This window comes from Streptomyces venezuelae (genome assembly GCF_008642275.1).
Classification (GTDB): domain Bacteria; phylum Actinomycetota; class Actinomycetes; order Streptomycetales; family Streptomycetaceae; genus Streptomyces; species Streptomyces venezuelae_E.
Window position 1 is genome coordinate 1,484,634 of record NZ_CP029189.1, and the last position, 12,845, is coordinate 1,497,478.

A 12,845-nucleotide genomic window follows, 5' to 3' on the forward strand; every position below is an offset into this window, starting at 1 on the left:
ATGCGCGCGACCGAGGGCGACCAGCTGGTGCAGCACGGCAGGATCGTCGGACAGCACGACAAGGTGGGCGAGATCACCCAGGTCCTGGGCGAGAACGGAACCCCCCCGTACCGGGTCCGCTTCCAGGACGGACACGAGGCACTGATGGCTCCCGGACCCGACTGCACGGTCCGCCACCCCTCCGAGCCCACGCACTGAATCAGCGCCGGGGCGCCGCCGTGCCGTAGTGGTCGGCGACCACCCGGGCCATCGCCCCGTTGGGGTCCGCGGCCACCTGCTTCGCGGAGAAGTAGACGTGGCCACGGACCTCCGGGTACCCGTCGGCGAACGACAGGTGCTTCGACAGCTCCCCGGGGTCGCGCCACGCCGCGGTGGGGCTGTCCGCGTCGCAGCGGTACAGGGCCTCCCCCACGTACAGGTCCACCTTCGTACCGGCCACGGTCCGCGCCCACCAGGGCACGATGTCGGCGTAGTCGGCGGTCGGGTGCCCGATGTGCCAGTAGGCCTGCGGCACGATGTAGTCGATCCAGCCCTCCCTGACCCACTTGCGGGTGTCCGCGTAGAGGTCGTCGTACGTCCCGAGGCCGGCCCGGGTCGGTGAACCGGCCGGGTCGCGGTCGGAGTTGCGCCACACGGCGAACGGGCTGATCCCGAACCGCGGCGCCGGATCCAGCGCCCGCAGCCGTGCGGACATCTCGCGGACCAGGGTGTCGGTGTTGGCACGGCGCCAGGCCGCGCGCGAGGCGAAGCCCGCTCCGTACTCCTCGAAGGCCTCGTCGTCGTCGAAGTACTCCCCCTCCACCGGGTAGGGGTAGAAGTAGTCGTCCCAGTGCACGGCGTCCACCGGGTAGCGGGAGACCGCGTCGAACATGGCGTCCTGGACGAAGCGCCGCACCTCGGGCAGGCCGGGGTTGTAGTAGAGCTTGCCGCCGTACTCCACCGTCCAGCCCGGATTGCGCCGCGCCGGGTGCGCGGGACCCAGCCGGTCGAGGTCCGTGTGGTTCGCCACCCGGTACGGGTTGAACCAGGCGTGCAGCTCCAGCCCCCGGGCGTGCGCCTCCCGCACGGCCGTGCCCAGCGGGTCCCAGCCGGGATCGGCCCCCTGCTCGCCGGTCAGCCACTGCGACCACGGCTCCAGCTTCGAGGGCCAGAACGCGTCCGCCGCCGGCCGGACCTGGAGGACCACCGCGTTCAGGCGCCGCTCGACGGCGGTGTCGAGGAGGTCGAGCAGCTCGGCGCGCTGCCGCGCCGCGGAGAGTCCGCTCTCGGAGGGCCAGTCCACATTCGACACGGAGGCGATCCACATCCCCCGGAAGCCCGCGGCGGCCCGCCCCCCGCGGATCCCCCCGGAAGTCCGCGGCGCCGCGGCCGCCGACCCGGCCGTGGCGGCGGCGATCACCCCCACGGCTCCGGCCAGCAGTGCCCGTCGACCGATGTACGTCATGTGACATCTCCACTTCGCTGAGTGACATTGCACGGTGCCCGCTCAGCATGCCCGCCCCGGCCCGCCGCCCCGCGCAAGGTCGGGAGTAACGTCGGGGGGCGTGGCGGGCGCCGGAATCGTACGGGGGACCCGCCGACGGATGAGCTGCGAAAGGCACGAAGTGACTGACCTCCCTTCCGACATCACACGGGTCGGCGTAGTGGGCTGTGGCCAGATGGGTGCGGGTATCGCCGAGGTGTGCGCCCGTAGTGGCCTTGAGGTCAAGGTCGCCGAGACCACCGGCGAAGCCCTGGAGATCGGCCGGACCCGGCTGCACAACTCGCTGACCAAGGCCGCCGAACGCGGCAAGATCACCGAGGAGGAGCGGGACGCCACCCTGGCCCGCCTCACCTTCACCACCGACCTCGGCGAGTTCGCCGACCGAGACCTCGTCATCGAGGCCGTCGTCGAGAACGAGCAGGTCAAGACCGAGATCTTCCAGATCCTCGACCAGGTGATCACCCGCCCGGACGCGATCCTGGCCTCCAACACCTCCTCGATCCCGCTCGTCAAGCTGGCCGTCGCGACCTCGCGGCCGGACCAGGTCATCGGCATCCACTTCTTCAACCCGGCCCCGGTCCAGAAGCTCGTCGAGCTGATCCCGGCGCTGACCACGGGCGAGGAGACGGTCAAGCGGGCCGAGGCCCTGGTGCGGGACGTGCTGGGCAAGCACGCGGTCCGCGCCCAGGACCGGTCCGGGTTCGTCGTCAACGCGCTCCTCGTCCCGTACCTGCTGTCCGCGATCCGGATGTTCGAGTCGGGCATCGCCAGCCGCGAGGACATCGACAACGGCATGGAGCTGGGCTGCGCCCACCCGATGGGCCCGCTGAAGCTGTCCGACCTGATCGGTCTGGACACCATCGCGTCGATCGCCGACTCGATGTACGCGGAGTACAAGGAGCCGCTGTACGCCGCTCCCCCGCTGCTCCAGCGCATGGTCGACGCCGGCCGCCTGGGCCGCAAGACGGGCGCGGGCTTCTACCCGTACGGCTGACCCCTACGGCCGGCCCAGCCGCAGATGGTGCAGCAGGAGCAGCCCGGCCGCCATGTTGGCGGCCGGGATCTCCCCGCGGGCGATCATGTCCGGCACGAGCTTCAGCGGGACCCACTCCCGGCGTGAGGACTCGAAGTCGTCCTCGGGATGCCCGACGTACGTGGCCCCGTCCGCCCAGTAGAGGTGGTGCCGGGCATCGGTCAGCCCGTTGGACGGCTCGACGGTCATGAGGTGGTGGAGCGGGCCGGGACGCCAGCCGGACTCCTCCTCCATCTCCCGGGCCGCCGCGCACGCGATGTCCTCGCCGTCCTCGACCACCCCGGCGGGCAGTTCCCAGCCCCAGCTGTCGGTGATGAAACGGTGCCGCCAGAGCAGCAGCACCTCGTCGGCCCCGTTCACGGCCGTGGCGACGGCGACCGGACGCAGCCGGATCACGAAGTGGTCCAGGTGCCGGCCGTCGGGGAGTTCCACATCGGCGAGATTCACGTCGAACCAACGGTTCTTGTACACGGTCTGCTCACTCAGGTTCGTCCACTGCACGGTTGTGCCACCTTCCGTTCGAGTAGGTGGCAACATGGCAACACTCCGGCGCGTCACAGCGGAACGCGCAGCGCCCCGTCGATGAGCCGCGCGGTCTCCTCCGCGCCCGTACAACCGCTGGTCAGAAGCTGTTCGCGGACCGCCCGCAGCCGGTCGCGCAGCCGCAGCGACTCCATGCCCTTGGCCCGCTCGGCCATCTCGGCCGCGGACGCCGCGGCCCGGTCCGCCTCCCCCTGGCGCAGCTGGATCTCGCACAGCATCGCCAGCCGGTGCACCCGGCCGCGGTCGTGCGCCGGGGTGCCGACGGCGGCGGTCGCCTGGACCCGGGCGGCCTCCAGATCGCCCAGGCTGAGCAGCGCCTCGGCGACCTGGACGTTGACGAGCCCCGGCTGTACGTAGCCGGTCTCGTCCGGTTCGCTGCCCGGGGTGATCCGCTCCGCCGCCGCCTCCGCCTTGCGGATGCAGGCCAGTGCGGCCCGGGTGTCGCCGAGTTGGGCGTAGGCCTTGGCCTGCATCGCATACAGGTCGGCGGCCAGCGCCGGGGTGGTGTGCCGCCCGGCGGCCCGCAGGGCGGCCTCGGCGAAGGCGACGGCCTGGCGGTACTCCCGCAGGTGCAGGGACTGGTTGACGATCAGCGCGATGACGTACGCGCCGAGCCCCCGGTCCCCGCTCGCCTTGGCCAGGCGCAGGGCCTGGTGGAAGTAGCGCTGGGCCAGGCCGTGGGCGTCCGAGTCGTACGCGCAGATCCCGGCCACCGCCACCAGGGACCCCGTGGCGCGGTGCAGCCGGCGGCCGAGGTCGTCGGAGTAGCTCCCGCGCAGCATGGGCGCGGTCTCGTTGCCCAGGAAGCGGACGATCCGGTCCCGTGTGGCGAGACCGCCGGCCCGGCGGTACATCAGCTCGTAGTGCGCGCGGGCGGACTTCAGGATCTCGATGTGCTCGGGACCGATCGGGTGCGGGCCCTCGCGGGAGACGTCGGCGTCCTCGGGCGGATTCTCCCATTCCCACACGGGGATGACGGCGGGCGTCCCCGTGACCGCCTCGGCGGCCAGGAGCTGCGGCCGGGCCTGGACGTCGGAACGCCACAGCGCGGCGGCCCGGTCCACGAACCCGCTGAGGGGCGAGGCGTGCAGCGGAACGGGCCGGTCGGCCGCGCCCAGCCCGATGTCGTCCAGCCCGAGGGGCCTCCGCAGCCGCCCGCCGAGCACCTCGCAGATCAGGTCCGGGACCTGCCCCCGGGGCCGCTGCCCCTTCAACCACCGTGTCACGGCGGTGTGTTCGTAGCGCAGAGCGAGTCCGCGGGTGCGGCCTGCCTGGTTCACGTACGCGGCGAGTCCGGCGTGGGACATACCCGCCTCGGCGAGGAGGGCGTCGAGCAGGACATTGGGCTGCATGGGCCGCTCCAGGGGCTCGTCGGTCTCAGGCTAGTGGGTGCGCGGTTCACACGGGGTGTGAACCGCGTACGCGCATAAATGCGATGCGCACTCTGCCGCACGGACCCATGGAAGCGCTTCACTGAAGAGCCTCGCCAAGAGGTAGCTCGGGTCGTCGGCTCCCCCTCGTACAGTGCGACGACCCGTCACCGCGCCGCCCGTTCTGCTGTCTGCCCGACACTCCATGGCAGACGGGCGGCGCGTTCCGGCCCCGCCGGCGCCCGGTTGGTCGCCGCGCCCCGGCAGGGGCCGGGCCGAGAGCGCGCGCCGGGCTCATCCACCGGGCCCGGCGCGCGTGTCGGGGCCGGTGGTCAGGACCGGTCGCCGCAGAGCACCGGCAGGGTGACGTCGTCGGCGAGCCGCCCGCCGGTGTGCCGCGGCAGAGCGGCGTGCCCGCCCGCCTCCAGCCGCGCGGGCGTGGCCGCCGCCTCCCGCGCCGGGACGGCCACCGGTCCGCAGGACCAGCCGGACCGATGGTGCCGACCGGCCGGCCCCCATGGCACGGCCACCGCGGTTCTCACCCGAACGAGTGAGGGGCACGTCCGGTGTTCCGGACGTGCCCCTCACGCGGGTACGGAAGCGGCTACGCGCCCCGGAGCACCGCCCCGGTCCGCTCGCCCGCCAGGGCCACCGCCGCGTCACGCGCGGCCGTGGACTCCTCGGCGGTCAGCGTCCGGTCGGCCGCGCGGAAGCGCAGCGCGTAGGCCAGGGACTTCTTGCCCTCGCCCACCTGCTCACCGGTGAACACGTCGAACAGCCGCAGCGATTCGAGGAGTTCGCCCGCGCCCTTGCGCAGCGCGGCCTCCACCGAGGACGCCGGGACCGACGCGTCGACGATCAGCGCCACGTCCTGGGTCGCCACCGGGAAGGAGGAGATCCGCGGAGCCCGCAGGGCCTCGCCGCCGGCCGCCGCGAGGCGGTCCAGGTCGAGCTCCATCGCGCTGGTGCGGGCCGGCAGGCCCATCGCCTTGACCACGCGCGGGTGGAGCTCACCGGCGTGGCCGATGACCTGCTCGACCCCGTCGAGGGTGACGACCAGCTCGGCGCAGCGGCCCGGGTGCCAGGGGCCGTACTGGCCCTGGCGGACCACCAGCTCGGTGCCGGCCTCGGCGGCCAGCGCGCGGGCGGCCTGGACCGCGTCCGCCCAGCCGGCCGGACGGCCCTTGCCCCACCAGCCGGCCTGCTCGCGGGCACCGGCCAGCACGACCGCGGCGTACCGCGGCTGCGCGGGCAGGGCCGCGTTCAGGGTGGCGATCTCCTCGTCCGTGGGACGCCGGTCGACGGGCAGCCGTACGGCGACACCCGGCTGGGCGGCGGCCCGGAAGACCGAACCGGTCTCGAAGAGCGCGAGGTCGTGGCTGCCCCGGCTGTCGTTGCGGCGCAGCGCGCCGAGCAGACCCGGCAGCAGCGTGGTGCGCAGCGCCGGCTCCTCGTCGGAGATCGGGTTGACCAGCTTGACGACCTGGCGGGCCACGTCGTGCGCCGGGAGCTGGAGCTGGTCGAAGACGCCCTCGCCGATGAACGGGTAGCTGAGCGCCTCGACGTAGCCCGCGCCGGCCAGCGCACGGCCGACCCGGCGGTGCAGCTGCTGCCGGGCGGTCAGACCGCGGCCCGAGGGCACCTGCGGGAGGGTGGAGGGGAGGTTCCCGTAGCCCTCCAGCCGGATGACCTCTTCGGCGAGGTCGTTGGGCGCGGCGAGGTCGGGCCGCCACGAGGGGACGGTGACGACGAGCTCGTCCTGGCCGTAGACGTCGCAGCCGATCTCCTGGAGCCGGCGTACGACGGTCTCGCGGCCGTACTCCATGCCCGCCACCCGGTCCGGGTGGTCCGCGGGCATGGCGATGGTGCGCGGCGCGCCCGGGGCGATGACCTCGGTGACGCCCGCCTCGGCGGTGCCGCCCGCGAGCAGCACGAGCAGGTCGACGGTCCGCTGCGCGGCCGCGGCGGCGGCCTGCGGGTCGACGCCCCGCTCGAAGCGCTTGGACGCCTCGGAGGACAGCTTCAGGCGGCGGGCGGTGCGCGAGATCGCCACGGAGTCGAAGTGCGCTGCCTCGATGACGACGTCCGTGGTCCCCGTGACCTGGCCGGTCTCGGGGTCGGTGACGGAGTCGGCGATCTCGGTGTTGGCGCCGCCCATGACACCGGCGAGCCCGATCGGCCCGCTGTTGTCGGTGATCACCAGGTCCTCGGCGTCGAGCGTGCGCTTGACGCCGTCGAGGGTGGTGAACTTCTCGCCCTGCTCGGCGCGGCGGACACCGATGGTGCCCTCGATGCTGGAGCGGTCGTAGGCGTGCAGCGGCTGGCCGAGCTCCAGCATCACGTAGTTGGTGATGTCCACGGCGAGCGAGATCGGGCGCATGCCCGCCTTCTGCAGGCGGCGGGACAGCCAGATCGGGGAGCGCGCGTCGGGGTCGAGACCGGTGACCGTGCGGGCCGTGAAGCGGTCGCAGCCGGCCGGGTCGTCGACCTTGACGGGGTAGCCGTACGAGTTCGGCGCGGGCACGTCGAGCAGCGCCGGGTCGCGCAGCGGCAGCCCGTAGGCGGTGGCCGCCTCACGGGCGACACCGCGCATGGACATGCAGTAGCCGCGGTCCGGGGTGATGTCGATGTCGAGGACCTCGTCGACGAGCTGGAGCAGCTCGATCGCGTCGGTGCCGACCTCGTGCTCGGGCGGCAGCACGATGATGCCGTGCGTGCCGTCGTCGCCCATGCCCAGCTCGTCGCCGGAGCAGATCATGCCGTGCGAGGTGCGGCCGTAGGTCTTGCGCGAGGCGATCGCGAAGTCGCCGGGCAGGACCGCGCCGGGCAGCACCACGACGACCTTGTCGCCGACGGCGAAGTTCCGGGCGCCGCAGACGATCTCCTGCGGCTCACCGGTGCCGTTGGCGGAGCCGACGTCGACCGTGCAGAAGCGGATCGGCTTGCGGAAGCCCTCCAGCTCCTCAATGGTCAGCACCTGACCGACGACGAGCGGGCCCTTGAGGCCGCCGCCGAGCTGCTCGACGGTCTCGACTTCGAGGCCGGCGTCGACCAGCTTGGCCGCCACGTCACGGCCGGTTTCGCCCGCGGGGAGGTCGACGTACTCCCGCAGCCAGGAAAGCGGGACGCGCATCAGATCTCACTCCCGAACGGCCGGGTGAAGCGAACGTCACCCTCGACCATGTCTCGCATGTCTTCGACGTTGTGGCGGAACATCAGCATCCGTTCGATGCCGAACCCGAAGGCGAACCCGCTGTACTTCTCGGGGTCGACACCGCAGGCGACGAGCACCTTGGGGTTGACCATGCCGCAGCCGCCGAGCTCGATCCAGCCCTCGCTGGAGCAGGTACGGCACGGGCGGTCGGGGTTGCCCACCGACTCGCCGCGGCACACGTAGCACTGCATGTCCATCTCGGCGGACGGCTCGGTGAAGGGGAAGAAGTGCGGGCGCAGGCGCGTGGTGGTGCCCTCACCGAAGAGCTCCTGGACCATGTGGTCCATGGTGCCCTTGAGGTCCGCCATGGTCAGGCCCTCGTCCACGGCGAGCAGCTCGACCTGGTGGAAGACCGGGGTGTGCGTCGCGTCCAGCTCGTCGGTGCGGTACACGCGGCCCGGGCAGACGATGTAGACGGGGGGCTTGCGCTCCAGCAGCGAGCGCGCCTGCACCGGGGAGGTGTGGGTGCGCAGCACGACACCGGACTCGTCGCCCTGGGTGCCCTCGGGCCCCTGGACGAAGAAGGTGTCCTGCATCTGCCGCGCCGGGTGGTCGGGCGTGAAGTTGAGGGCGTCGAAGTTGAACCACTCCGCCTCCACCTCGGGGCCCTCGGCGACCTCGTACCCCATGGCCACGAAGATGTCCGCGATGCGGTCCATCAGCGTGGTCAGGGGGTGCCGGGCGCCCGCGGGGACGCGGTCGTAGGGCAGCGTGACGTCCACGGCCTCCTCGACCAGCACCCGCTCGTCGCGCTCGGCCTCCAGCGCGACCGTGCGGGCCCCGAAGGCCTTGTTCACGGCGCCACGGGCCTGGCCCACGCGCTTGCCCGCCTCGGCCTTGGCCTGCGGGGGCAGCGCGCCGATCTCGCGGTTGGCGAGCGCCAGGGGCGAGCGGTCGCCCATGTGCGCGGTCTTCGCCTCGCGCAGCGCGTCGAGGTCGCCGGCGGACGCGAAGGCGGCGAGCGCCTCGTCCCGCATGCGCTCGATCTCTTCCGGTTTCAGTGCCTCGACCTCGACAGGGTCGTACGACTTGTTCGGTGCCGACATCTCTTCCCGTACTTCCGATGGCTGGCTGGTTGGGTCCCCCGCGCGACGCGCAGGACGCGCTCGGCACAAGGACACAAAGGTGCCAAAGGACGAGTCTAAAGGTCGCCGGGGGTGAAGGAGCCCGTGGGCCGCCTGCCGAGACGCTCCGCAGGGCTACTGCGTGAGGTACGCGGGGGCGCTCACGGGCAGGATAAATCGGAACTCGGCGCCGCCGCCGGGGCCGCGGCCGACCGTGATGGTCCCGCCGTGCGCCTCCACGATGCCCTTGACGATGTACAGGCCCAGGCCGGTGCCGCCGCGCTTGCTCCCCCGCCAGAAGCGGGTGAAGACGCGGCCCATCGACTCCTCGGGGATCCCGGGGCCTTCGTCAGTCACGGTGACGGCGGTTCCCTTCTCATGCGGCGACACCCCGATGGTGACCGTTCCCTCGCCGTGGCGCACCGCATTTTCCAGGAGGTTGCCGAGGATCTGGTCGATCTTGTCCGGGTCGGCCCACAGATCGGGGAGCGGACGGCTGACGCTCACGAGGAACCGTTCGGGGGCCTGCCCGTTCGCGGTGAGCGCCTGCACGTGGCGGCCGACGGCGGTGGCGATGTCCACCGGCTGGCGGCGCACCTCCAGACGGCCGGAGTCGATGCGGGAGATGTCGAGCAGCTCGGCGATGAGGCGGGTGACGCGGTTGGCGTCGGCGTCGACGGTCTCCAGCATCAGCCGCTTCTGGTCGTCGGTGAACCGCTCCCACTTGGCGAGCAGGGTGGCCGTGAACCCCTTGACCGAGGTCAGCGGGGAGCGCAGCTCGTGGGCGACGGTGGCGATGAGCTCGGCGTGGCTGCGCTCGGTCCGGCGCCGGGCCTCGGTACCGCGCAGGGTGACCACGAGGCGGCGCAGCGGGCCGGTGGGGTGCGTGCGCACGTAGCTGGCGGAGACCAGCACCTCGCGGCCGCCGGGAAGCAGCAGGTTCCGCTCGGGCTGCCCGCGCCGGGTGGCGAGGCCCCCGTACGGATCGGTCAGCGCCCACCAGCGGCGGCCTTCGAGGTCCTCCAGCGGGAGCGCCCGCTCGATGCGCCTGCCGAGGGCCTGGGCGGGATCGGTCGCGGTCATCCGGGCCGCGGCCCGGTTGAAGCAGATGACGTGCCCGGTGGCGTCGGCGACGACGAGCCCGTCGGGCAGGCAGTCGGGGTCGATCCCGAAGGCGAGCCCCTCACCCGGGGCACCGGCGCCCAGGAGCGCCCCGCGGCCCGCGCCCTGCGGCGGTACGCCGCTCAGTGCCTCGGAGGCGCGTGCGGGGGGCACGGCGTCGTCCGCGGGCCCGCCCGTACGGGCGCAGGGGGCGCCCGGCGACGACGCCGGACCGGCCGTCGTGTCGGCCTCCGGCAAGCTGTTCGTACCGACGGTCATGTCCCCGTACCCCACATCTCCGAGTAGCGCAGTGGGCCCCCCGGGCCGCCACATTACTAGCTGGGGGTCACAGAGCGGCACCCTCCGGGCGCCCGCTGTGCACGCGCGGACGCGTAGAGGCACACGGCGGCGGCCGTCGCCAGGTTCAGGCTCTCCGCCTTTCCGTGGATCGGGACCCGTACGACGGCGTCCGCCAGGGCCCTGGTCTCCTCCGGGAGACCCCATGCCTCGTTGCCGAAGACCCAGGCGGAGGGCCCGCCCATGGTGCCGGCGTCGAGCTCGGCGTCGAGGTCGTCCTCACCGGCGCCGTCGGCCGCCAGGATGCGCACGCCGGCCGCCCGGAGCCCTTCGACGGCCTCCTCGACCGGAACGCCGACGGCGACCGGGAGGTGGAACAGGGAGCCGACGGAGGCCCGTACCGACTTCGGGTTGTACAGGTCCACGGAGGCGTCGGTCAGCACCACCGCGTCGGCGCCCGCGGCGTCCGCGCAGCGCAGCACCGTACCGGCGTTGCCGGGGTCGCGGACGTGCGCGAGGACGGCGACGAGCCTCGGCCGGGCCCGCAGGACCTCCTCGAACGGGGAGTCCAGGAAGTGGCAGACACCGACCAGGCCCTGGGGGGTGACGGTCTGCGAGACCTCGGCGAGGACCTCGTCGGAGGCGTAGTGCACGCGGGCGCCCGCGTCCAGGGCGGCCTCGACGATCCCGGAGTAGCGCTCGGCGGCCTCGACGGTGGCGAACAGCTCGATCAGGGTCGACGCGCCCGTGGGACCGCGGTGCTCCACGGCCTCGCGGACGGCCTGGGGGCCCTCGGCGATGAAGCGGCGCTCCTTGGTGCGGAAGTTGCGCCGCGCCAGGCGTCTGGCGGCGGCCACCCGCGGGGATCGGGGGGAGATCAGCTCGTCGGGGTGACCCATGGTGTGTGCGGTTCTCTCTCGGGGTTCCGGGCTCGGGGTTCCGGGCGGGACGGGAACGGGACGGCGGCGGCAGCGCGGCGGGCCGCTCGGGGCGGCTCGGCCCGGCGCGGCGCGGCGCGGAAAGCACACGGACCCGCAGGCGAATGCCTGCGGGTCCGTGGGGGCCGGCCCTGGGTGAGCTGGGCCGGCTAGCCCTTAGGCAGCGGCCTTGGGGGCGTTGACGTCGGCCGGAAGCGCCTTCTGCGCGACCTCGACGAGCGCGGCGAACGCGTTGGCGTCGTTGACGGCCAGCTCCGCGAGGATCTTGCGGTCCACCTCGATGTTGGCGGCCTTCAGACCCTGGATGAGGCGGTTGTACGTCATGCCGTTCTGGCGGGCAGCGGCGTTGATGCGCTGGATCCACAGCTGACGGAAGTCGCCCTTGCGCTTCTTGCGGTCGTTGAAGTTGTAGACCAGCGAGTGGGTGACCTGCTCCTTGGCCTTGCGGTACAGGCGCGAACGCTGACCGCGGTAGCCGGAGGCCGCCTCGAGGATCGCCCGGCGCTTCTTGTGGGCGTTTACTGCCCGCTTGACGCGTGCCACTTTTTAACTCCTTGTAGCGGGGCCGTGGTTGTCTTCACACGGCCCGAAATTCGATGGGGTCCCGGTCTCGACGTGCGTCCGCTCCCGGCAGGGGGAGCGGAGACGTCAGATGCCGAGAAGCTTCTTGATCTTCGCGGCGTCGCCGGGGGCCATCTCCGCGTTGCCGGTGAGGCGGCGGGTGACACGGGACGACTTGTGCTCGAGCAGGTGGCGCTTGCCGGCGCGCTCACGGAGCACCTTGCCGGAGCCGGTGACCTTGAAGCGCTTCTTGGTACCGCTGTGCGTCTTGTTCTTCGGCATGGCGCCGTTATCTCCTCGTCGGTGGCGCTCCCACCGGTCCGGTACGGGACCGGCTTACGGGAGCGTCATGTTGTGTCGGGTGATCCGGGACGGAGTGTCCTGGAATCAGGCCTCGGCGTTCGCCTCGTCGGCCGGAGCCTGTTCGGCAGCGGCCTCGGTGGCCTCGGCGGAGGCGACCTCGGTGGTGTCATCGGCCTCGACGGCGGCAGCCTCGGAAGGAGCCTCGTCTTCGGTGTGGGCGACACCCTGGCGCTCCGCCTTGCGGGCGGCCTGCGCCTCGCGGGCTTCGGCCATCGCCTCGGTCTTCTTCTTGTGCGGACCGAGGACCATGATCATGTTTCGGCCGTCCTGCTTCGGGTTCGACTCGATGAACCCGAGGTCCTCGACGTCCGAAGCGAGACGCTGCAGCAGTCGGTAGCCGAGTTCCGGCCGGGACTGCTCGCGACCACGGAACATGATCGTGATCTTGACCTTGTCGCCCTGCTTGAGGAACCGAACGACGTGACCCTTCTTGGTGTCATAGTCGTGCGGGTCGATCTTCGGCCGGAGCTTCATTTCCTTGATGACCGTGTGCGCCTGGTTCTTGCGCGCCTCACGGGCCTTCATGGCCGACTCGTACTTGAACTTGCCGTAGTCCATGAGCTTGCAGACCGGCGGGCGTGCGGACGCCGCGACCTCGACCAGGTCGAGGTCGTACTCCTGCGCGAGCTCAAGCGCCTTGGCAAGCGGCACGATGCCGACCTGCTCGCCGCTGGGACCGACAAGCCGTACCTCGGGAACGCGAATCCGGTCGTTGATGCGGGGCTCGGTGCTGATGGATCCTCCTCGGTAGCACCACACGGCTGCCTGGCAGACAGCCGCTGACGTGTATTTCCGTCAGACCGACCGCAGCGGGAGAATCAAAAAAGCCCCGCCGGGCACAGGCAGGGGCTCCAAAACAACCGGAACACCGCCGCGTG

At 72.2% G+C, this 12,845-nt stretch carries 13 protein-coding genes; 2 read left to right on the plus strand and 11 right to left on the minus strand.

What is annotated here, in order from left to right:
- On the plus strand, window positions 1-198 hold the full coding sequence (locus tag DEJ51_RS06065; RefSeq protein ID WP_030010502.1) for a DUF1918 domain-containing protein: 198 nt from the start codon (window positions 1-3) through the stop codon (window positions 196-198).
- 1 nt (window position 199) lies between these two features.
- Here DEJ51_RS06065 and DEJ51_RS06070 read toward each other — a convergent pair whose 3' ends face one another.
- The gene (locus DEJ51_RS06070; protein ID WP_150256657.1) at window positions 200-1,444 is read right to left on the minus strand and encodes a glycoside hydrolase family 10 protein; all 1,245 of its coding nucleotides are present in this window, start codon (window positions 1,442-1,444) and stop codon (window positions 200-202) included.
- Window positions 1,445-1,583: 139 nt separating this feature from the next.
- Between DEJ51_RS06070 and DEJ51_RS06075 the strand changes: the two genes are divergently transcribed.
- The gene (locus DEJ51_RS06075) at window positions 1,584-2,477 is read left to right on the plus strand and encodes a 3-hydroxybutyryl-CoA dehydrogenase (RefSeq protein WP_150256658.1); all 894 of its coding nucleotides are present in this window, start codon (window positions 1,584-1,586) and stop codon (window positions 2,475-2,477) included.
- 3 nt (window positions 2,478-2,480) lie between these two features.
- Here the strand turns inward: DEJ51_RS06075 and DEJ51_RS06080 are convergent, their stop codons facing one another.
- The 10 genes from DEJ51_RS06080 to infC all read right to left on the minus strand — a co-directional run bounded on the left by DEJ51_RS06080 (window position 2,481) and on the right by infC (window position 12,726).
- Window positions 2,481-3,017 (minus strand): NUDIX hydrolase, encoded by a 537-nt coding sequence (locus DEJ51_RS06080; protein ID WP_150256659.1) that lies wholly within the window; start codon window positions 3,015-3,017, stop codon window positions 2,481-2,483.
- Between the two features lie 53 nt (window positions 3,018-3,070).
- On the minus strand, window positions 3,071-4,411 hold the full coding sequence (locus tag DEJ51_RS06085) for a transcriptional regulator (protein WP_150256660.1): 1,341 nt from the start codon (window positions 4,409-4,411) through the stop codon (window positions 3,071-3,073).
- Window positions 4,412-4,761: 350 nt separating this feature from the next.
- A complete protein-coding gene (locus DEJ51_RS34415) occupies window positions 4,762-4,899 on the minus strand; it encodes a hypothetical protein (RefSeq protein WP_190620226.1) in 138 nt (45 codons plus the stop codon).
- 134 nt (window positions 4,900-5,033) lie between these two features.
- Window positions 5,034-7,562 carry a phenylalanine--tRNA ligase subunit beta gene (pheT, locus tag DEJ51_RS06090; protein WP_150256661.1) on the minus strand — a complete coding sequence of 843 codons (2,529 nt, stop codon included), beginning with the start codon at window positions 7,560-7,562 and terminating at the stop codon, window positions 5,034-5,036.
- Window positions 7,562-8,689, minus strand: coding sequence for a phenylalanine--tRNA ligase subunit alpha (gene pheS / locus DEJ51_RS06095; RefSeq protein ID WP_030012061.1), 1,128 nt, complete (start codon window positions 8,687-8,689; stop codon window positions 7,562-7,564). Before pheS ends, pheT begins: the two co-directional genes overlap by 1 nt.
- 153 nt (window positions 8,690-8,842) lie before the next feature.
- Window positions 8,843-10,087, minus strand: a complete 1,245-nt coding sequence (locus DEJ51_RS06100; RefSeq protein WP_150256662.1) for an ATP-binding protein — start codon at window positions 10,085-10,087, stop codon at window positions 8,843-8,845.
- Window positions 10,088-10,143: 56 nt separating this feature from the next.
- Window positions 10,144-11,004 carry a TrmH family RNA methyltransferase gene (locus tag DEJ51_RS06105; protein ID WP_150256663.1) on the minus strand — a complete coding sequence of 287 codons (861 nt, stop codon included), beginning with the start codon at window positions 11,002-11,004 and terminating at the stop codon, window positions 10,144-10,146.
- Between the two features lie 195 nt (window positions 11,005-11,199).
- Window positions 11,200-11,586, minus strand: a complete 387-nt coding sequence (rplT, locus tag DEJ51_RS06110) for a 50S ribosomal protein L20 (protein ID WP_007263143.1) — start codon at window positions 11,584-11,586, stop codon at window positions 11,200-11,202.
- Window positions 11,587-11,691: 105 nt separating this feature from the next.
- Window positions 11,692-11,886, minus strand: coding sequence for a 50S ribosomal protein L35 (gene rpmI / locus DEJ51_RS06115; RefSeq protein WP_030012385.1), 195 nt, complete (start codon window positions 11,884-11,886; stop codon window positions 11,692-11,694).
- Window positions 11,887-11,991: 105 nt separating this feature from the next.
- Window positions 11,992-12,726: a translation initiation factor IF-3 gene (gene infC, locus DEJ51_RS06120; RefSeq protein ID WP_150256664.1), complete on the minus strand. Its 735-nt coding sequence runs from the start codon at window positions 12,724-12,726 to the stop codon at window positions 11,992-11,994.
- Window positions 12,727-12,845: the final 119 nt, after the last annotated feature.

Bases quoted from the DNA above. Each gene is read 5' to 3' on its own strand.
- rpmI (WP_030012385.1), bottom strand. From the start codon at position 11,886: ATGCCGAAGAACAAGACGCACAGCGGTACCAAGAAGCGCTTCAAGGTC.
- DEJ51_RS06070 (WP_150256657.1), bottom strand. From the start codon at position 1,444: ATGACGTACATCGGTCGACGGGCACTGCTGGCCGGAGCCGTGGGGGTG.
- DEJ51_RS06065 (WP_030010502.1), top strand. From the start codon at position 1: ATGCGCGCGACCGAGGGCGACCAGCTGGTGCAGCACGGCAGGATCGTC.
- pheS (WP_030012061.1), bottom strand. From the start codon at position 8,689: ATGTCGGCACCGAACAAGTCGTACGACCCTGTCGAGGTCGAGGCACTG.
- DEJ51_RS06085 (WP_150256660.1), bottom strand. From the start codon at position 4,411: ATGCAGCCCAATGTCCTGCTCGACGCCCTCCTCGCCGAGGCGGGTATG.
- DEJ51_RS06105 (WP_150256663.1), bottom strand. From the start codon at position 11,004: ATGGGTCACCCCGACGAGCTGATCTCCCCCCGATCCCCGCGGGTGGCC.
- pheT (WP_150256661.1), bottom strand. From the start codon at position 7,562: ATGCGCGTCCCGCTTTCCTGGCTGCGGGAGTACGTCGACCTCCCCGCG.
- DEJ51_RS06100 (WP_150256662.1), bottom strand. From the start codon at position 10,087: ATGACCGTCGGTACGAACAGCTTGCCGGAGGCCGACACGACGGCCGGT.
- DEJ51_RS06075 (WP_150256658.1), top strand. From the start codon at position 1,584: ATGAGCTGCGAAAGGCACGAAGTGACTGACCTCCCTTCCGACATCACA.